Annotated in this window: 22 protein-coding genes, 1 tRNA gene and 2 pseudogenes; 7 read left to right on the plus strand and 18 right to left on the minus strand. The window is 69.8% G+C overall.

The window, feature by feature from the left end; genetic code table 11:
* Positions 1–8 precede the first annotated feature (8 nt).
* From MNOD_RS31440 to MNOD_RS31490, 10 genes and pseudogenes are all read right to left on the minus strand, one after another.
* Complete coding sequence (locus MNOD_RS31440; RefSeq protein WP_015932997.1) at positions 9–443, minus strand: hypothetical protein; 435 nt, start codon at positions 441–443, stop codon at positions 9–11.
* Between the two features lie 1,337 nt (positions 444–1,780).
* A complete protein-coding gene (locus tag MNOD_RS31445; RefSeq protein ID WP_015932998.1) occupies positions 1,781–2,137 on the minus strand; it encodes a head-tail joining protein in 357 nt (118 codons plus the stop codon).
* Positions 2,134–2,436 (minus strand): hypothetical protein, encoded by a 303-nt coding sequence (locus MNOD_RS31450; protein ID WP_015932999.1) that lies wholly within the window; start codon positions 2,434–2,436, stop codon positions 2,134–2,136. The genes MNOD_RS31445 and MNOD_RS31450 overlap by 4 nt, the downstream gene beginning before the upstream one ends.
* Before the next feature lie 11 nt (positions 2,437–2,447).
* On the minus strand, positions 2,448–2,564 hold the full coding sequence (locus tag MNOD_RS50930) for a major capsid protein (protein ID WP_482805317.1): 117 nt from the start codon (positions 2,562–2,564) through the stop codon (positions 2,448–2,450).
* Positions 2,565–2,683: 119 nt separating this feature from the next.
* Positions 2,684–3,265 (minus strand): annotated as a pseudogene (locus tag MNOD_RS50375) (major capsid protein); the annotation flags it as partial.
* A gap of 97 nt (positions 3,266–3,362) precedes the next feature.
* Positions 3,363–4,139, minus strand: a pseudogene (locus MNOD_RS50380) (S49 family peptidase); the annotation flags it as partial.
* Positions 4,136–5,671 carry a phage portal protein gene (locus tag MNOD_RS31470; RefSeq protein WP_015933000.1) on the minus strand — a complete coding sequence of 512 codons (1,536 nt, stop codon included), beginning with the start codon at positions 5,669–5,671 and terminating at the stop codon, positions 4,136–4,138. The pseudogene MNOD_RS50380 and the gene MNOD_RS31470, both read right to left, overlap by 4 nt.
* 67 nt (positions 5,672–5,738) lie before the next feature.
* Positions 5,739–6,878, minus strand: a complete 1,140-nt coding sequence (locus MNOD_RS31480; RefSeq protein WP_244424598.1) for a phage head-tail joining protein — start codon at positions 6,876–6,878, stop codon at positions 5,739–5,741.
* Positions 6,775–7,419: a hypothetical protein gene (locus MNOD_RS31485; protein ID WP_015933002.1), complete on the minus strand. Its 645-nt coding sequence runs from the start codon at positions 7,417–7,419 to the stop codon at positions 6,775–6,777. Before MNOD_RS31485 ends, MNOD_RS31480 begins: the two co-directional genes overlap by 104 nt.
* Positions 7,420–7,563: 144 nt before the next feature.
* On the minus strand, positions 7,564–7,845 hold the full coding sequence (locus MNOD_RS31490; protein ID WP_015933003.1) for a hypothetical protein: 282 nt from the start codon (positions 7,843–7,845) through the stop codon (positions 7,564–7,566).
* Positions 7,846–8,101: 256 nt separating this feature from the next.
* Here MNOD_RS31490 and MNOD_RS31495 point away from each other — a divergent pair, with 256 nt between their 5' ends.
* Together MNOD_RS31495 and MNOD_RS31500 are read left to right on the plus strand one after the other, a co-directional pair.
* On the plus strand, positions 8,102–8,290 hold the full coding sequence (locus MNOD_RS31495) for a type II toxin-antitoxin system HicA family toxin (protein ID WP_015933005.1): 189 nt from the start codon (positions 8,102–8,104) through the stop codon (positions 8,288–8,290).
* Complete coding sequence (locus MNOD_RS31500) at positions 8,290–8,706, plus strand: type II toxin-antitoxin system HicB family antitoxin (RefSeq protein ID WP_015933006.1); 417 nt, start codon at positions 8,290–8,292, stop codon at positions 8,704–8,706. The genes MNOD_RS31495 and MNOD_RS31500 overlap by 1 nt, the downstream gene beginning before the upstream one ends.
* 127 nt (positions 8,707–8,833) lie before the next feature.
* Here the strand turns inward: MNOD_RS31500 and nusG are convergent, their stop codons facing one another.
* The 6 genes from nusG to MNOD_RS49495 all read right to left on the minus strand — a co-directional run bounded on the left by nusG (position 8,834) and on the right by MNOD_RS49495 (position 13,012).
* Positions 8,834–9,349 (minus strand): transcription termination/antitermination protein NusG, encoded by a 516-nt coding sequence (gene nusG, locus MNOD_RS31505; protein ID WP_015933007.1) that lies wholly within the window; start codon positions 9,347–9,349, stop codon positions 8,834–8,836.
* A gap of 93 nt (positions 9,350–9,442) precedes the next feature.
* Positions 9,443–9,691 carry a hypothetical protein gene (locus MNOD_RS31510; protein WP_015933008.1) on the minus strand — a complete coding sequence of 83 codons (249 nt, stop codon included), beginning with the start codon at positions 9,689–9,691 and terminating at the stop codon, positions 9,443–9,445.
* Between the two features lie 139 nt (positions 9,692–9,830).
* On the minus strand, positions 9,831–10,904 hold the full coding sequence (locus MNOD_RS31515) for a virulence-associated E family protein (protein WP_244424599.1): 1,074 nt from the start codon (positions 10,902–10,904) through the stop codon (positions 9,831–9,833).
* A gap of 504 nt (positions 10,905–11,408) precedes the next feature.
* Positions 11,409–12,014 (minus strand): bifunctional DNA primase/polymerase, encoded by a 606-nt coding sequence (locus MNOD_RS41910; RefSeq protein WP_015933009.1) that lies wholly within the window; start codon positions 12,012–12,014, stop codon positions 11,409–11,411.
* A 57-nt stretch (positions 12,015–12,071) separates the two neighbouring features.
* Complete coding sequence (locus tag MNOD_RS31525; protein WP_015933010.1) at positions 12,072–12,326, minus strand: hypothetical protein; 255 nt, start codon at positions 12,324–12,326, stop codon at positions 12,072–12,074.
* Positions 12,323–13,012: a hypothetical protein gene (locus MNOD_RS49495; RefSeq protein ID WP_244424600.1), complete on the minus strand. Its 690-nt coding sequence runs from the start codon at positions 13,010–13,012 to the stop codon at positions 12,323–12,325. The genes MNOD_RS31525 and MNOD_RS49495 overlap by 4 nt, the downstream gene beginning before the upstream one ends.
* Positions 13,013–13,297: 285 nt before the next feature.
* Between MNOD_RS49495 and MNOD_RS31540 the strand changes: the two genes are divergently transcribed.
* Genes MNOD_RS31540 through MNOD_RS31550 form a run of 3 tightly spaced genes read left to right on the plus strand, consistent with a single transcriptional unit; the run spans position 13,298 to position 15,198 of the window.
* Positions 13,298–13,711 carry a hypothetical protein gene (locus tag MNOD_RS31540; RefSeq protein ID WP_341874477.1) on the plus strand — a complete coding sequence of 138 codons (414 nt, stop codon included), beginning with the start codon at positions 13,298–13,300 and terminating at the stop codon, positions 13,709–13,711.
* Between the two features lie 19 nt (positions 13,712–13,730).
* A complete protein-coding gene (locus tag MNOD_RS31545) occupies positions 13,731–13,985 on the plus strand; it encodes a hypothetical protein (protein ID WP_015933014.1) in 255 nt (84 codons plus the stop codon).
* Positions 13,975–15,198, plus strand: a complete 1,224-nt coding sequence (locus MNOD_RS31550) for a site-specific integrase (protein ID WP_015933015.1) — start codon at positions 13,975–13,977, stop codon at positions 15,196–15,198. Before MNOD_RS31545 ends, MNOD_RS31550 begins: the two co-directional genes overlap by 11 nt.
* Before the next feature lie 89 nt (positions 15,199–15,287).
* Here MNOD_RS31550 and MNOD_RS31555 read toward each other — a convergent pair.
* Together MNOD_RS31555 and MNOD_RS31560 are read right to left on the minus strand one after the other, a co-directional pair.
* Positions 15,288–15,361, minus strand: a tRNA-Gly gene (locus MNOD_RS31555).
* Positions 15,362–15,403: 42 nt separating this feature from the next.
* On the minus strand, positions 15,404–16,720 hold the full coding sequence (locus tag MNOD_RS31560) for a chloride channel protein (RefSeq protein WP_015933016.1): 1,317 nt from the start codon (positions 16,718–16,720) through the stop codon (positions 15,404–15,406).
* A 137-nt stretch (positions 16,721–16,857) separates the two neighbouring features.
* Between MNOD_RS31560 and panE the strand changes: the two genes are divergently transcribed.
* Both panE and MNOD_RS31570 read left to right on the plus strand, forming a co-directional pair.
* Positions 16,858–17,796, plus strand: a complete 939-nt coding sequence (gene panE / locus MNOD_RS31565) for a 2-dehydropantoate 2-reductase (protein WP_015933017.1) — start codon at positions 16,858–16,860, stop codon at positions 17,794–17,796.
* A gap of 129 nt (positions 17,797–17,925) precedes the next feature.
* Positions 17,926–18,441 (plus strand): hypothetical protein, encoded by a 516-nt coding sequence (locus tag MNOD_RS31570; RefSeq protein WP_015933018.1) that lies wholly within the window; start codon positions 17,926–17,928, stop codon positions 18,439–18,441.
* Positions 18,442–18,455 lie beyond the last annotated feature (14 nt).

The following is an 18,455-nucleotide window of genomic DNA, read 5'->3' on the forward strand; positions in this document are numbered from 1 at the left end:
GGCGGTGGTCAGTTCAGGGGATCGGGGGTGCCGTAGACGGCAGTGATGCCGATCAGGGCGGCACGGGAGACGGGAGCGCCGTCCGCCGTCAGCGGCTCGGTGGTGGCAGCCGACACCATCAGGTAGTCGCACAGCCCACCGAGCGTCCGATCTGCCGCGACGGCCGTGCCGATCGCCTGCAGCATGGCATCGAGCCGCGCTTCGGCGCTCACGCTGCGGGTGCCGTTCGCGGCCACCTCGACCGGGATCTCGTGGCTGAAGATGTAGATGGTCGGGTTGAGCGTGACCTCCGGCTCGCCCGGGTCGCCGTCATCCACATTGACGAAGCCACCGGCCGGGATGGTCTGCGGTTTGACCTCGTTGCGGGAGTGGGCGGCCTGCGGGAGGGCTGCCTTCAGCAGCTCGGCCACGGCCTGGAGGACGCGCTCGCGCGTGCTCGGCATCGTCTCAGTCGCCCAGATGTGCACAAACAGAATGGAATAGGACCTGCGGCGTCCGAACTAGCGCGCAAAACCCGCGACACGGATCGGCGGGGCCCCGGCCGAGGTATAACCCGGCGCTGTCAGTTCGGCCGCCTAGCAATCAAAATTGGAAAGTCGCCGGCGCGGGACTGCTGAGGCGATTTCTCCGAGGTAACGCAGCAGCGGCGATCCAGACCCGGCGAGGCGCCTGGCGGATCCTGCGGCGCGTGAGGGAGGCGCGCCTAAGTGCTTGATATCGGCGAGCCGCCGTCACTCGGCCGCTGCGATGACATCAAGGATGAGCTGGCGGTGTGGACGTAGATGCCGCGCCACCAGATCGCCGGTCACCGTGCACAAAAGAAATGCCAGCACGGAAGCAAGCTCCGGCCGGCAGTGCAGGCTTTGGGATGATCCCACTCCAAGGGATGGAACCTAGATGACACCCAAATGCGGAATAATTGCGGCCGTTTCGCAGGCCGAGATCTGGCAACGAAATGCTCGATTGCGCCCTCAACTCCTCACCAATCCAAGAACTCATACGACCGTTACTATCATCCCTGCCAACCGTAGGCATTATGCGGCATCCGCGAGTGGCCACCATCTCATTGCGACTTACACACCCCAGCCCCGTTGCCGGCAACACTTCGTCAACTATTTCGCTGCAGCCTGTCGCGAGTCGAGCAGCATTCTCGTGCTGAATACAGCGACGGCTTGGTTCGCCCTAGCGTCTTAGTTAGGCCGTTGCTCCTGAGTTTCCGAGACCGCCTGCTCGTGTCGGTGTGGATCTGAGCAGGCGAAGGCAGCGACCGGCAGACCGCCACGAGGGCTCGGCGGACTGGTCGCTGCAGCTGGCGGCCGGGTTGATCCGGACCTGTCGGCCCGGCCGCTGGCTCACTGCTGTGTCAATGCCAGCTCGTCCGTGCCCGCGCCGCCCGCGCCATCGCGATCAGCTCTTGCCCCGTGAGCCTGCGGCTGGCCGAAACGTCATTCAGCAGCCTGAGTGCAGCGATTACTACTCGATCAGGCTGCCTCGCTTGCGCTTGGCGCCAGTCGGCAATCCTCGCCCGCAGCATGCTTGCTAGGCTCATTGGAATGGCCCTCCGCAACTCAGCTTGGCCGGAGCCTAGCGAAAACTTGGCCGTTGGAAAGGGGGGGTCTTCACCGGTGACATCCTATTTCACCGGGCCAGCACGCCGCCTTTACCCATGGCAAGCATCGCCGCTCCGTCACCTGCCGCATCCCGGCCGTGACCGAGCGGGCGATCTGCACCTCGCTGCCGGCAAGCGCCTGGCGGAGGTCCAGGACCTGGGCGGAGAACCTCACGGCCCACCCTCGTCATCAGGTGCCAGCGGCGAGACCTCGCAGGTGCGCACGAGCCGGCGCACATCGATCTTCGCGAGGCCGGTGACGACCACCGTCTGCGTAATTGCGCCCTCCTCGTCGAGGAGGTCGAGCTGATCGCCCTGCGCGGGCTCCGCCACCTCGGACAGGCGCACGGAGATCAGCATGGCATTCAGGTCGAAGCGGCTGTCGCCCAAGCCGACGATGGCCTCGGGCGACAATCGCATGAGGCGCACGGGCAGCCCGGGTGCGGCGCCGCCCGCCCGCCAGAGCGCATCCTCGCCCATGTTCGGGTCGTCGAACAGGGCGTCGACGCCGAGCGCGAAGGCGGTCACGGCCGGGCCCGCAAGGCCGCGATGACGTCGGCCCTGGTCTCGGCGCCCGATACGTCGACGCCGCGCTCGACGGCGAACGCCTCCAGCTCGGGCCGGGTCTTGCCGTCGAGGTCGTCGCCGCCCGATGGCTCGCTGCCGGGCTTGGGCGACTGCGCCGCCGGCTGGTCCGGCCCGCGCTCGCCCTCGCCGCCCTCGTCCTCGGCCGAGACGTGGGTGCCAGCGAGGAGCGCAGCCTGCGCCTCGTCCCACCCCTTGGTGGCGACCTCGCCGTTCTTGCTGTCCTTCTCGCGCAGCCGCATGGTGGCCCCCGTCAGTTCGAGGTGGTGCCGCGCACGAGAAGCTGCGGGCGCTCCACGAGCGGGAGCGGGTTGGACTCCGTGTGGATGTCCATGCCCTTGCCGAACTTCTTCGGCTCCAGAGGAGCCACGAAGACCTCGGCGTCGGGGTTGTCGAGGAGCGGAGCCTGATTGACGCTGCTCCAGAAATCCGGGGCGCCCAGTAGTTCGTGAACGTGTCGTTTGTTCCCAGCGGGAAGAACCGCACGTCGCCAGCTGGGATGAACCGGTCCGGCGTGCTCATGGATCCGTCTTCCTTCACATAGGAGGCGGCACCGCGATGCTCCTCGAACACGATCCCCTTGAAGGGAAAGCCCTTCCGAACGCTGTCGCGGAGGGGGTTCTGGATCGCCGTGAAGTACTTGAATGCTTCCTTGACGGAAGCATGGCTGGTGAATCGCGCCATCCACTCCGGCGAGGCGAGCGCATGGACGCCGCTCATGGTCTCGCCGAGGAGGTTGTCCTCCATGTAGCCGACCACCTCGTCGCACTTCGCACCGACGTCGGTCGAGGACGTGCCGAGCGTGAAGTCGACGACCTTCTCGGTGACGCCGAAGGCGTCGAAGAGATCGAGGAGCACCGTGCCGTCGTAGTCGAGGATCTGGCCGCGCAGCGCGGTGATGCGCAAATGCTCCAGCGTGATCGCGTGCTTCTTGCGCATCGTGATCAGCTTGCGGTTCACGAAGCCCAGCACGGTCTCCAGCGAGATCCCGCCGCCATAAGCCGCGAGCATATTCTGCACGTCGGTGGCGAGCACGCTGTCCTCGTGCGGGATGTGCGGCACCACGAACGCCTTCGGCTTCTGCTTGCCGCGGGTCCCGAGGCTCGAAGTCGGAGGTCTGGACGCGGTCGGCCATGCCGGCGGCGACGGCGTCCGCTCCCACCTTCATGCCGCCGGCCCCGAAGTCGGAACGCACCCGGGCCGGGGTCGTCTTCCGGCCGCGGGCCACATCGGCGATGAATTGGGTCTCGATGCTGTCGAGGAGCGCGCGGATCTGGCCGGCACCGTCCTCGGTCTGCGGGTCGGGGCGCTTGTTCGGCGCGTTCGAGGAGACGATCTCGATCAACAGGCTGCCGGAGGCGTCCGGCTCGACCTGCTTCGAGATGGCCGCGACGACGCCGATCGAGCCGAGCATGCCCGTCTTCTCGGTGACGAGCTCGCCCGCCGCGGAGGCGATCCAGTAGGCCGCCGAAGCGGCCGAGCCGCTCACGTGGGCGACCACGCGCTTGCGCCCGCGCATGGCGTAGAGCTGGTCGGCCAGGGCGTTGATGCCGGTCGGCGAGCCGCCGGGCGAATCCACCAGCAGCATGACGGCGCCGACATCAGTGCTGTCGCGGGCGAGGGCCAAGTCCCGCGCGAGCATCGCCGCCGAGGTGCCGGTGCCCGACATCTCGGTCAGCATGTTGGCGCGCGGAAAGATCGGGCCGATGACCGGAATGACCGCGACACCCTCCCGGGTGAGCATGGCGTAGCGCGCCCCCTCCAGGCGCTGCGCGGTCGGGCCCGCGGCCGCCTGGAGATCCAGCCGGAACCAGTCCTCGCCCTCGGCCGCGCGGCGCTCGGCGCGCCCGGCGCGATCCAGGCTCGCGAGGCTGGCCAGGAAGTAGAGGTAATCGGGACGGATCGCCCACGGCTCGGCCGTCAGAGCATGGAGCGCGCTGATCATGACTGCCCTTCCGGTATGGGGGGAGCGTCGTCGGGCGGCGGATCCCCGGCGGCCGATTGCGTGGCGCGGCGACCGTCGCTGGTGTAGGCGAGCCCCGCCGCGTCGGCTCGCTCGTTGTCCACCTTGTTCTCGGCGTCGATCGCCTCGGCGTCGTATCCGGCCTCGGCCACCTTCTGGGAGCGGGACGAGAACCCGGCCTGAACCTCCATGGACTTGCCCTGGACGTCCTGCACCGGATGGATGTACGGCCAGGCCGGCGGGATCCACTTCACCGAGTAGGCGACCGAACGTGGCATGCCCGCGGGGATCTTCAGGGCGCCCGACAGCACCGCCAGATCCATCCAGCGGTTCCAGACTGGACGGCAGAACTGAAACACCACCTGATGGTGCTGCCAGCCCTCGACAGCCCGGCGGAAATCGTTGAGCGCGGCGCGCAGCGTGCGATCGTTCAGCGTGCTGTAGTCGCCGCTCAGGATCTCGTAGAGCAGCCCGCACGCCGCCGCGACGCCGCGCTTGGCCTCGCGGACGAACATCTCGAAGTTCGGCCCGAGGTCCGGCGGGTTCGAGAAGGTGACGTCCTCGCCGTCGGCAAGCGCCTGGAGCGTCCCGGGCTCGAACTCCAGCGTGGCGGCGCCCTCGTCGTCGGCGCCGTCCGTGCCGAGCGGCCCGGAGCCGACCGGACTGTCCGCCTCCTCCATCACCCGCTTGATGAAGCCGACGAGCCACGCCGCGTTCTTCTTCCGCACCAGCTCGGCAGCGAGGTAGGCGTCGAGGTCGTAGAACGTGCGCAGCACCCGAGCCAGCCAGGGTTCGCCACGATCCTGCCCGGGCCGCATTGCCCGGTAGAGGTGAGCCACGTCGCTCGCTGGCACCTCGGCGAGCTCCAGGCCGGAGGGAACCATGACGCCGTCGCCCGGATGCTCGCGGTAGAGGAAGTAGCTCTGGCGCCGTCCGATGGCATCGTAGCGGATGCCTTGCCGGATCCGGTTCCCGATTTCGGTCTTGAGGTGCGGGCAGTGATCGCCCTCCAGCACCTGCAGCTGCAGCGGGACTGGCAGCCCGTCCGTGAGGAGCCGCGTGCGCAAGCGCGTGAAGGTCTCGCCCCCCTCGACCATGCCGCGTACGGCAATGGCGGTGAGGCCGTAGAAGTCGTGCGCGCCGACGCTGTCGGCCACATCGGTCCATTCCAGCCAGAGGGCCTGGATCCGAGTCCGGAAGGCCGCGTCCTCCGCCTTGACCCGCTTGGCCTCCTCCTCGCTCAAGCCTTCCGTCGACCGCGCCGCGGTGGATCGGGGCACGATGCCGATTCCGACGATGTTGCTCACCAGCCGGTCGACCGCGGCGCCGGCGTAGGGGTTCTTCCGGGCCTGATCGCGGCTCTTCCGGCGCAGCTCGTCGAGCGCATAGGTGATGGCGGTGTTCGGGCCGTAGCTGCCGACCCGCCAGGACCGTGAGCGCCGGCCGCGCCCGCCCGCGACGTCGTAGGCCGGCGCCTCGAGCGCGCCGCCGCCCGCCCCGCCGTCGAGGTCCATGGCGATCGGGGTGACGTACTGGCGGTGCCCTTGATCCGGAACCGGACGGGCTGGGCCTGAGACATGCTCACCACCCGCTGCGGCCCGTCATCACGACATGGCGGGTGCGGCGCGGCGCGGCGCCGCTGACGGACGCCTCCAGGTCGCTGATCCGACGCACGAGGTCCGCCCGGGCCTGCCGCATCTCGGCGTAGCCGCGGTACGTGATGCGCCCGGCGTTGTCGGCCTGCTCGACGGTGAGCACGCCGCTCGCCATGGCCCGATCGAGCTTCGCGAGCTGGGCCCTCAGCTTCGCGAGCTGCTGTTCCGGCGTGTCGGCCATACCTACCTCATCGGCCGGTTGTTGACCCGGCTGCGCCGCACGGCGCGCCGCTGCTGATTGCGGGCCGCGAGCGTGCGCGCCGCGACCTCGGGCGCCACCACCGCCTCGTCCGGCCGGGGCCGCTCGATGCCGAGCGCCGCCTCGAGTTCGCGCCAGTGCGGCTCGCGCCAGCGGTCCCAGCCCCGCATCGCGGCAAGCCCGCGGGCGTAGTTCGCGCAGTCCAGCACCTCGTTGCGCCGCCCACCGATCGGCACCCACCCCCCGGCGCGTGCGGCCGCGCGTGACGTGCGTGACGAGTTCCTCAGCGGTGAGCTGCTTGACCTGATCCTCACTCACGTCCCGCGGCAGGTGCACGAACCCGGCCGGGAACGGCTTGCCCTCCGGCGGGCGCTGCAGGGCGAGGCAGCCCATCATCTCCTGCTTGGCGAAGGACGCCCCGATCCGGACCGTCTTCAGCCCGCGCCGCAGCTTCCGGCCGGCCGCCGTGGAATCCTTCGCGCCCACGCCCAGGAAGGCGCCGGCATAGCTGTCCTGGCCATCCACCGCATGGACCGGGCGCCCGGCCTGCCGGCGCACGAAGGCATACACCTCGGCGGTGAAGCCGCTGGAGTCGATGCCCCAGTCCCGCACCGTCATCTCGGCGCCGCTCGCGTGCGGCCAGGTCTCCTCGACCATGGCTTCGAGGTCGGCCCACACCTCCGGCCGGTTCGTCGCCCCGGGCAGCACCCGGTGCTCCACCAGCCAGCGCTCCCGATTGCGCCCGAACGCCCAGATCCCGACCTCAAGGCGATCTTTCTGCCCCTGACGCCACTTCCGTGAGAGGCTGGCGGTGTCGGCCCAGGTCTGCTGTGGGCTCGCCGAGCTCGGCGAGGTGTTGATGGACATGCGCGGTCAGGATCTGGGTCAGCGCGCGGGGATCGACCTTGAGCTCGTCAGCCATCGTGATCGCGACCCGGGCGAACCAGGCCAGCCAGGCATCGCGCAGGTCACGGGCGGTGTCGAAGAACAGCTTCTCGGCCGCCGCGCGGTCGACCAGCTTGCCGTCCTCCTTTTCCACGGCCCGCTTGCGCTGGAGGCCGAGGAAGTTCTCCTTCCGCCGGATAGCGAGCGGCAGGGGGAGGTTCGGATCATCCGGGTCCCCGGCCTCGCCCTCGTCCTTCTGGTCCGGCCCGGCGGGCCGGGGGCGGTCCGCGGGAGGTGCCTTCGGTGCCGCAGTAGGTGCTGGCCGTTCACTCATCGGTACCGCCCGTATCGGCCTGTGAGCCACCCCGCCGCGGTACCTGGCCGGGCGCTGATCAAGGTTCCACTCGGTGGCCTCGACGTTCACCCGCCCGTCGTCCGTCAGGGTGAGCAGGCCCTGGGCCTTCCACTTCGTGACGACAGCCTTCGAGACGCCCCGGTGCCGGGCGAACTCGGCCTGCGTCATGGCCTCGGCGGAGCGTTCACGGCCTGCGTTCACGGTTCACCGTTCACGGGTTTCACGACCCTGGCGCTAGGAAACTTGGGGGCCCCGCCCACCCGTATCGATTCCGACTGCCCAGGGTCCCTGGCGCTACGCCCAGCGGGCGGCTCAGATGACGCTGCTGTCGTCCGTCCAGTGCCGGTGCCGGCGGACGATGCGGACCCGGCCGCGGCGGGTCTCCAGCAGGGTCTTGCTGGGCTGGCACGGATCGAACATTAAGTGGCCGCCCGCATCCCGAGCCGGCACGATCACCTCGCCGGTCAGATCGTCGGCGGTGTGGACAGACCGTACCCGCTCGCCATCGAGCGTCACGTTGAAGGTGATGCCCTGGTCACGCGCCTCAGCGTAGGTCCGGAAGCCGGGGTCACGCGCGTCGATCGAGATCCGCATGGGCCCTCTCCCGCGGGGATCAGCAACTCACAACCCCACCAACGCGGATCCACCCCAGACGATCACCCCCACTACGACGACCGCAGCGACGAGGCCACCAAGGAGGGTGCGCGCAGAGCTTACGGGCGTGCCGCCGATCATGCCGGACATGTGGTGCTACTGCCTCTCTCGGCATGGGCCCAAGCGGGCCGCTCCTTATCGTGAAGTTTCCACACTTCTGTTGGCTTACACAGAAGTGTGGAATATGGTAGCTCCCATGAACGCGAACGAACTCCGCAAGCTCCTCGCCTCCAAGGGCTGCACCTTCGAGAACCACAAGGGCAGCTCGGGCCACGTCACGGTGCGCCGGGGCGACAAGGTCTCTCAGATCCCGATGCACGGGAGCCGCAAGGAACTGGGCAAGGGGCTCGTGAACCGCATCCTCAAGCAGCTGGACCTGAAGTGATGGCCGGATACCGCATCGAACTGGAGCCCGACGACGACACCCTGATGGTGATCTGTCCGGCCCTGCCGGAGGTCGCCACATTCGGCGAGGACGAGGCCGATGCCCGCCGGCATGCGGTCGATGCGATCGAGGAGGCTTTGGCCGCCCGCATCGCCGATGGCCGGGACCTGCCGCCCTTCGAGGACGGTGCGGACGTCGTCCGGCTGCCGCTGCTCACTCTCCTGAAGGCCGCCCTCTACAGCGAGCTGCGCCGGCAGGGGCTCACCCGCGCTGATCTGGTGCGGCGCCTGGATTGGAAGCGCGAGTCGGTGGATCGCCTGTTCCGGCTCGACCATGCGTCCCGCCTCGACCAGATCGAGGCTGCCATGGCGGCGCTGGGGCGGGAGGTGGATCTTGTCGTACGCGAGGCGGCCTGATCTGAAGGCAGCGCGAGGCCACAAGCCTCCATTCTGCGGAGAACGGCTGTCCCGTCTCCCCCGGGGCTCAACATCGACCCCCTGAGGGGGAGACAAGCGCCGGCCTTCAAACCAGATGGCGCACAACCTAATCGATGGGCCGAACGTCGGCATGGCCGCACTCGAACGGCGTCGCCCGCCCGAAGATCTGCACTGCCACCTTCAGCCGCTCGTTCGGCAACACTTCCTCGACCATGGCGGGGAAGCTGGCGAACGGACCCGCCTGGACCACGACCCTGTCGCCCGCCGCGATGCCGGCCGGCTTCCGCTTCTCGGTGATCCCGATCGCTGCGACGAAGGCGGCCATGTCGGGCCCGCTGATCGTCATCGGGGCCATGTCGGCCCGCGTCGGGTTGCGCAGCACTCGCGTGACCCCGCGGGCGGTGGGCACCTTGCCGTCCAGGTCGGCGGCTCCCTCGACACCCACGAACACGGTCCGGTGGAACATCTGGGCCCGGCGCAGGTAGGGCCTGCCCTCCCGATGCCCGACAGCAACCGTCCTTGGCACCACGGTCGGGATTCCCTGCTCCTTCAGTGTGTCGAGCGCGCGGCCCATCATGCTGGGCGCCGTGCGGACGAGGTGCCATGTCCGGCTCTCGTCCACCTGCACAGGCTCACAGGCGCTCCCAGAGGCGTTCCCGGGCCTGCCGGCGGCGCTTCTCGCGCAGGCGGCGCTTCTTCGATTTGGCGAGGTGGCTCATCGGCGCTGCTCACCCGCAACGATGTCGGCCAAGGAGTGGATCAGGTCGCCGCAATCTCCGCAGCCGCCCGAGTAGCCCCGCACCCAACGCTCGTCGTCCGGCCTGCGCAGCAGGCCTTCTTCGGCCCCTCGCTGCTTGCCCGTGCACATCGCGGCGACGCGCCGAAGCAGCTCGGACGCAACGGCAGGTTCGATGTTGAGCCCCGCCGTCGCCTGTGCGGCAAGGGCAGGCAGGTCATAGCTCATCGCCTTCCTCCGATCCTACCGGCCATGTCGCATGACGCACCATGACGCACTTCCTAACGAGGCAGCATGCGCGGGGGTGTGAGCGCACGTGCGCGTGCGCGCACGCATGCCCCTTCGTTGGAAAGTGCGTCATGGTGCGTCATGCGACATGGCCCTTGGGCACGAAGGCCCGTCCCTTCCAGTCGCGAACTGAGACCCAGCCGAGCCGCTTCAGGGCGGCGCCGATGCGCCTCTGCTCGGCGGTTCCGATCTTCGGGAGATCGAATCCGAGGCAATCCCGGGCAACCTCCGTCACCGAAACCCGGCTTCGACCGATGAGGAAGCCGGTGATCGCCTCTTCCCAGGCATCCGCCTCGAACCGGGCTTCCTGCTCGGGCTGGATGTGCTGCCGCTCGAACTCGTCGTCGGGCCACCAGCGCGTCTTCTCGCGGTAGTGAGCCACCGCCTCGGCGAAGAGCTGGTCGCGGTCCCGCGCCAGGGCATCGGTGTCCACGCACCCGACCTTGACGGGCCAGTAGCGCCGGCCTCCGGTCTCGTCGCGCAGGTACGTCGCCTTGTTCGTGGTGCCGATGAAGACGCACTGGCGCGGCTGGATGATCTCCTTGCGCCCATAGCTCGGCCGGTAGCGCTCCACGGGGCGGCTGATGAACGCCTTCAGGGCAGCGTCCTCCGCCTTGGACATCGCGCTCATCTCGGCGATCTCGATGAGCCATTTCCCGGCAAGGTGCTGGGCGACGTCCTTACCCGTCGTGACATCCGGCAGGTTGTCGGAGAACCACGGGCCGCCGAGGATGGCGCAGGCCGTCGACTTGCGCGCGCCCTGCTCGCCCTCCAGCACCATCATGTAATCGGCCTTGCAGCCGGGCTCGTAGATGCGGGCCACCATGGCGACGAGGAACATCGTGCCGATGCCGGCGGTGTAGGGCGTTGCCTCGGCCCCGAGATAGGTCGAGAGCCATGTGCCAAGCCGCTCCCGCGCGTCCCAGCGCAGGCCGTCCAGGTAGTCGCGGACGGGATGGAACGAGCGCTCGTGCGCCCGCTGGTCGACGGCCTGATGTGCCGTGTCCTTGCTCATCCGCGGCAGGCCGCAGACCTGCAGCCATTCCTGCACCCGGCTGACATCGTTGTCCGTCGCCGGCCGGATCGGAATCGGGGCCGCAATGCCGCCGCCGGGGTCCGGCACGCCGCGCGTGAGCACGGTGGCGCAGAGCATCTCGTCATAGCGAAGACCTCGCTCATCTCCGGCGCCAACCGGAGGGCCGTCATGGCGTTCGCGAGGTTCGGCAGCGGGTTGCCGCGGTCATCGAGCAGGCAGGCGCCGAGCCAGTCGCCCCCGGAGGCCGCGAAGGGCCGGCCGGCGGGCTCACCGTCCGGGTCGTCTTCATCGCCCTTGCTGCGGGCTTTCGCCCGGCGTTGGCCGCTCTTCTGTTGCGGCGGAGGTTCGGGGATCTCCCGCGGCTTGGCGGCACCGGCCGTCAACCCGCTCTCGATCGTCGCCATGGCCCGGTCCCGGCCCTTGTCGCGCACCAGGCCGCAGGCAATCGCGGCGTCCATCAGCCGGTCCGTCGCCACGGCCGCGTCGAGCACCCCTGCACCCACCAGCGTGCCGAGCTGGAAGGCTGCCCGGTTGAGCCGGTTGTTGCGTCCGCGAACAGGCGTGCTCGCCACGGCGGAGCATTCTGCCTCGAGTGCCGCCTGGACGTAGCGCTCCCTTCGGTCACCGCCGCTCTCGCGCCGCCGCCTGCCGGCGCGGACCTCCGGCTTCGGAGCCGGCTCCGGGTCCGCCGCCTTCCGGGCCTTGCCGCCTTCGACCAGATCGAGCAGCCACATAGCCGCCCTCGCCGCGCACGTTGATCCCCTTGGGCAGGTCGCCTTCCGCGTTGGTGATCGACCGGTCCTCGGGGTAGCGGAACAGGAGATGGCGCCCGCCGCTCGGCGTGACGTGGGTGTGGGTCGCGGGGACGTCGCCATGCTCGGCCGCGAGCTGCCGCCAAGCCGCGAGGCCATCCGCATCGCCAGGCTTCTTCACCACATCGGGGTCGAGCGCGAACGTGCCGGCGTCGTGGCCCATGCGCAGGCCGATCATGGCCTTCGGCCACCTCCGCCACAGCCTGCGGATCTGCTCCTCGTCGCGCGTGGCCTTGTAGAACCCGCCCGTCTTCGGGATCGGCTTGCCCTGCTCGTCCTTGTCCCGGGGCACCAGGGGACGTTTGCTGTCCTCCCCGGTCGGGCTCGGATTGCAGGGGAACACCGCGAAGCCGCGCCGCGCCCACGCGAGGGCGTGCTCGACCATCTCGGTGGGATATGTGGCGCTCGCGTTCACGCGGCGGCCCGCCCCTCACGCGCATCGAGCGCCCGGAGCACCGCCGCACTGAAGGCGTCACCGACCGCCTTCGAACTCGAACACGGCCGCGTACTGGATCTTGCCGTCCCGCCGGACGAGCTCCTGGTCACGCCCGATCTGCGCCTTGGCCGGCAGGCCGACCCAGCGCCGGCCGTTACTTTCATTGACGCTGCAATCGCGGATGGTCAGGCGCATCGCCGGGATGCGGACCGTCACGAACCCCTTCAGGGTGTTGCGGTCCATGGGGCGGAACTCCACTACCTCGACCGCGAGCTTGCCGCCGTTGCTCATCGGCACCCCATCAGGTTCTTGATCCGCTCGAAGGCACGCGGCGGATCTCCGGGCACGCCGTCGTTGAAAGGCTCAAGCCCGTTCCGCTCCCGCATCAGGGCGATGCGGCGCCCGATCAGGCCGAGCAGGTCGGCGCGGTCGCCCGCGGACATGTCGCGGATCCAAGCCGCGGCCTCGACGCGCGCGATCAGGGTCGGCCCATCGGCGAGGCCCATCCGGCGCATGAACCGATCAAGGTCACGGATCTCGTCGTCGTGAGGCCCGTCGAGGAGCGCCTGAAGCTTGGCGCGCTTCCAAGCCCTGTATTGCTTCGAGAGCTGCTCGTCCTCGCGCAGCTTCTTCTCGGCCTCAGGCCCTCTGGGGCGGGGGCGCGCACGCTTGCCCGAGATCGTGCAGCAGGCGGCCCGGAGCGTCGAGGCGGCGGCGGAGGCCGGGAGGACGATGCCGGCCTGGCCGAGCGGCAGGAGTGGACGGATCTGCTCGCCACCGTGCCGACGACCGAGGGCGGCCGGCACGCCTTCCTGGCCTATGCTCTCGACTTCCTTCGTCGATCCGGCGGCGCGGTCGTCGAAGCCGATGCGGCCGCAGCCCTCGTCCGTGCGACGCGCCCGCTGACGCCTCGGGATGCGGCGCCCGACCCCGAGCGCGACGCCCGCCTCCTCGCCCGCGCCCTCCCTCTCTGGCAAGCGGGGAACGACACCCACACCATCGCCTGTTCCTGACCCTCGACGGGGAAGGAATCGTCCGGGAGGACGAGGTCGCGCGGGTGCTGGCCTGCCATCGTGATGCAACCCCTCAAGCCATCACCCAGGGAGGTGCAGCGCGAACATGTGCGCCTCCTTCCCCGCGCCCACATACGGTGTTCGCGGAATCTATGTGGGTTTCGCTCGTGCGGTGTGGATCCCGCTCGACATCCCCGACTGGCTGTGTGCGCCGTGAACGCGCCGCTGCGTTTAAACGCACGCACTCCGGTGGCCCAGGACGGCGATACTGCCCCGCTCCGGGGTGAGCGGACCTGCCTGGAGTGCGGACAGCCCTACGGGGCTGCAGCGCGCCATCCCGGCTTCTGCTCCACGGCATGCCGGCAGGCCTGGAACAACCGGCGCCTCCAGTGCGGCGCCGAGGTCTACGACCTCTGGATGGCCTTCCGCTTCCAGCGGCCCCTCGCCCGGGCGCTCAAGCTGCTGTCCGCGCTCAACCGCTTGGCCTCGCTCTACCGCGAGGAGGACCGCCGCGAGCGGGCGGGCCGCCCGTCCTGGCGAGCGCCGGAGGTGGTGCTGGCGAGCCGGCCGTACCTGCGGGCGGTGCGGCTACCGACGAGGCGGAGGGCCTTGAGGATGGGCAGCCGTATTGATCGGGCTCGCGCTGACGAGCCTTGGGCGTAACAGAGGGGAGGGGTGACGGGTGACGCGCCGCTCTTCTCACCGCGACCAGGGATTGTTCCCGTGCGAGGCAGAGATCGCGCGCCGACTCAGCCAGACGCCTGCCGAATGGGCCGCAAAGGCGAAGATCCTGGAGCGCGATGGCCTACCGAAGATCGACCCCCTGATGGGAGGTCGTCCATGGCGGGCCGTGCAGGCCTTCTTCGATTGGCGCTACGGTCTTTCCACCGTCGAGGCGATGGCGCCCGATGGATTGGAGAACCTCAATGTCCTCTGACTTTTCCGCGCCCGGCTTGAAGCGCCACAAGCGCAAGAACGGACCTGACACGCTGTATTGGGTCGCGCGAGCCGACCTCGTGAAGGCGGGCTATCGTCCAGAGACGATTCGCCTTCCGTATTCTCTCGACAATGCGGACGATCTGCCGCTCATCTCCGCCGCCTGCATGCGCTTCCAGGCGGAGATGCTGGAGTGGTCCTCTGGCCGGCGTGAAGATCGCAAGCGCTTCGATGGCACGATCGCGAGCCTGGTGCGCTGCTATCAGGTGGACGAGGCCAGCCCGTATAGCGGGCAGAAGTGGAACACGCGGCGGACCAACGATCACATCCTCAAGCTGATCGAGGCAGCCTTCGGCGAGCGCAATCTCGCCGCGCTCCGCATCGGAGACTTCCGCCGTTGGTATGACCGGGCGAAGCAGCCGAAGGTGCCGGGCGGCCCGGAGCGGATCGATCGCGCCTGCAAGATCATCAAGATGCTGCGGGAGCTGTTCAAGTATGGCGTGACGGCCGAACTGCCGGAGTGCCAGCGCTTGCGGACCATCCTGATGGAGGCCGAGTTCCGGCAGGCGCCGCGCCGCAGGACGAAGCTCGAACTGGAGCACGTGGAGGCTTTCGTGGCGAAGGCCCTCGAGTTCGGAGAGGTGTCCCTGGCTCTCGGCACGGCGCTGCAGTTCGAGACGACGCTTCGCCAGAAGGACGTGATCGGGGAGTGGGAGCCGATCCCGGACGGCACTGCTGCGACCGGCATCGTTCTCAATGGCCGGCGCTGGGTGAACGGCTTGGTCTGGAGCGACCTCGGCGAGCGCCTCCAGCTCGTGAAGGACACGACGAAGACGGGGCAGACCGCGGCGCACGATCTCACGCTGTGCCCGATCGTGATGAAGGTCTTGGCCCTCATTCCCACGGACCGGCGCATCGGCCCGCTGATCACCGATCCGGCCTCAGGGCGCCCCTATGCCGAATTCGTCCACACCCGGGAGTGGCGGCGCGTAGCGACCGCGGCCGGCATCCCGAAGCACATCTGGAACATGGACGCCCGTGCGGGCGGGATCTCCGAGGCGGACGACGCCGGGGCCGAGCTGGACCACATCCGGTCCGCGGCCGCCCACGCGCAGTCATCGACCACAACCCGCTACGTGCGCGGCACCATCGGGAAATCGCGCAAGGTGGCCGAGCTGCGGCTCGCTCACCGGGCGTCGAGGAACAAGGCCTAAACGGGTCTTGGGGAACGCGACGGGGAAGGTGGGGAATGCGAGGTCAACGGTAGGGCAATCCAAGCCCCTGACGCCAAAGGCAGAAGGGCTGGAGCGGGTGAAGGGAATCGAACCCTCGTCATCAGCTTGGAAGGCTGTTGCTCTACCATTGAGCTACACCCGCGCGGGAGCCGCGATAGCATGATGCCTCGCGGATGAGAAGCGGTCAGGCTGCACGGCCGGGCGGAGCGAGGCGGGCGACGATCGGCGCCGCGAGGGCGTGGTAGAGCCCCTCGGGGCAGATGAGCTTCGAGGTCGCATCGGCGAGGAGCGCGGCGAGCATCAGCGGGATCACGAGGGCGTGCGCCTCCGTCATCTCCGACACGATCACGAAGGAGGTGATCGGCGCCTGCAGCACCCCCGCCAGGTAGGCGACCATGCCGATGAGGACGAGGGCGCCGATCGGCGCCTGCGCGAAGTAGGGCGACAAATGGGCGCCGAGCCCCGCCCCGACCGCCAGCGAGGGCGCGAACAGCCCGCCCGGGATGCCGCTGATCGAGGAGAGCGTGGTGGCGAGGAACTTCGCCGGGCCGAACCAAGCCGACGGGTCCGCCGTGCCGTGCAGGAGCGCCTTCGCCTCCTCATAGCCGGTGCCGTGGACGTGGCCGCCGGTGGCCAACCCGCACAGGGCGACGCCGAGGCCGCACAGCATCGCGAAGGCGACCGGGTGCCGGCGCATCAGGATCCCGGGCCGGCCCGGCAGGCCGCGGGCCACCGCGATGACGATGCGGCTGAACAGCCCGCCGCAGAGCCCCCCGACGATGCCGAAGACCGGCACGGCGAGCCAGCCCGTCCCGAACGGCAGCGTCGCCGCCGTGGTGCCGAAATAGGCGTAGTTGCCGAGGAGCGCCAGGGAGGTGAGGCCCGCCGCGATCACCGTGCCGAGCACGAGGCCGCTCGTCTTCGACTCGAAGGAGCGGCTGAGCTCCTCGATCCCGAACACGATGCCGGCGAGCGGCGTGTTGAACGCCGCCGCCACCCCGGCCGCCCCGCCCGCGAGCAGGAGCCCGCGCTGGTGCTCCGGCGCCCGGCGGCCCGCCGCCGCCATGATCGCCGCCCCCACCTGCACGGTCGGCCCCTCGCGCCCCGCCGAGGCGCCGCACAGGAGGCCGAGCGTCATCACGACGATCTTGCCGACCGCGACCCGCAGCGAGACGAGGACCGCGCGCCGCTCCGGCTCGACGATCTGGCGGGCCGCGATCACCTGAGGGATGCCGCTGCCCTCGGAATTCGGGAACACCCGCCGCGCCAGCAGAACCGCCAGCCCGAAGCCGAGCGGCGTCACCGCGAGCGCGGCGAGCGGCGAGAGGGCGAGGAGGTCGCGGAACGCGGCCTGCGCCGCATCCGCGAGCTGCGCCATCAGCACCGCCGCCGCCCCGACGCAGAGCCCCCCGACCAGGAAGAGGCCGCGGCGCGTGCCGGGATCGAGGATCCGGCGGCGCAAGGGGGCCGAGACACGCCGCCACGATCCCTCACCGCGCATGCCGCATCCCCCCCTCCATGATCCGCCCGCAGGCCTGCCCCGGGTCCGTCACCTTGGACGAAAGGGCGGGGGATGCGAAGCTCCGTTTGCCGCGCGCGTCGCATACCCTGTGCGCGATCAACCGGAGGGGGACGACCATGCGGGTTCTGGTGGTGGGTGCGGGCGCGACGGGCGGCTATTTCGGGGCACGGCTCGCGGAGGCCGGGCGGGACGTGACCTTCCTGGTGCGCCCGGCCCGGGCCGAGCGGCTCGCCGCCCACGGCCTCGTGGTGAAGAGCCCGGTGCGGGACGTGCACATCCCCGCGCCGTCGACCGTGACGGCCGACCGGATCGACGGCCCCTTCGACCTCGTGCTCCTGAGCTGCAAGGCCTACGACCTCGACAGCGCCGTCGCGGCCGTCGCCCCGGCGGTGGGGCCCTCGACCATGGTGCTGCCGATCCTCAACGGCATGGCTCATCTCGACCTCCTCGACGCCCGCTTCGGGATGGAGCGCGTGCTCGGCGGCTCCTGCGCCATCGCGGCGACGCTCAGTCCGGCCGGCGAGATCGTGCAGATGAGCGAGATGCACAGCCTCACCTTCGGGGAGCGGGACGGGGCGCGCTCGGCCCGGGTCGAGGCCGTCGCAGCGCTCATGCAGGGCGCCACCTTCACGGCGCGGCTCAGCGAGAAGGTGCTGCTGGAGATGTGGGAGAAGTGGGTCTTCCTCGCGACCCTGGCGGGCGGGACCTGCCTGATGCGGGGGGCGGTCTGCGACATCGTGGCGGCGCCGGGCGGCCGGGCGCTGATGCAGGGCCTCCTCGACGAGTGCCGCCGCATCGCCTCGGATGCGGGCTTCCCGCCGCGCGAGAAGTTCCTGGAGACGAGCCGCGCCGCGCTGACCGCCGAAGGCTCCACCATGACCGCCTCGATGCTGCGCGACATCGAGCGGGGCGCAGCGATCGAGGCCGATCACATCATCGGCGACCTCATCCGGCGCGGGCGCGCGGCGGCACCGGGTGCCGCCTTCCGGCATCTCGACATGGCCTACGCCCATCTCAAGACCTACGAGGGCCGCCGGGCGCGGGCCGGGACCTGACGAGGGGCCGCCTCGTCGAGGGTGCGGGCCGGGCGCGGTCGCGCGCCGCCGCGCGGTGGCTTGCCGCAGATTGCATCCGTTCTAAGCTCCACCGCGTTAGGGCGGGTTGTGGACGAGGGGAGAGCCGTCATGGCCGAGACCGAGACCGTCGGCGATGCCGTGATCCCGCCGCCGCGCTGCTCGCAGGTGGTGCTGTCGGATTTCGGCCTGTTCTTCGAGGAGCAGCGCCGCAAGCGCCAGCTCGCCGAGGAGCCGCCGGACGAGCCGGCGCCCACTCCGCCGCTCACCGCGGAGGATCTCCGCCGCGTCGCCCTCCTCAAGGGCATCGCCGCCGAGGTGCTCGACTCCGCCGCGGCCCAGCTCGCACCGCACGGGATCCTCGTCGAGCGCGGCCCCTCCCTGCGGGGGCGTCCGGATTTCGAGCAGGCCTACACCCAGTTCATGCTGATCAACCGGCAGAACGGGCGCGCCTCGCCGGTCTACGTGATGAGCATCACGGATGCGGGCTATTTCCTCGCCAGCGCCTGCGATCCGCAACTCGACCACGACCTCGCCGACCGGCAGGTGACCCATTGCGCGGCGAACGAACTCACCTGCGAGATCGTCGCCCGGGTGGTGAAGGACGCGATCCTGCACGTGGTGTGATGCGAACGGCCCGA

It is taken from the genome of Methylobacterium nodulans ORS 2060 (assembly GCF_000022085.1).
Classification (GTDB): Bacteria; Pseudomonadota; Alphaproteobacteria; order Rhizobiales; family Beijerinckiaceae; genus Methylobacterium; species Methylobacterium nodulans.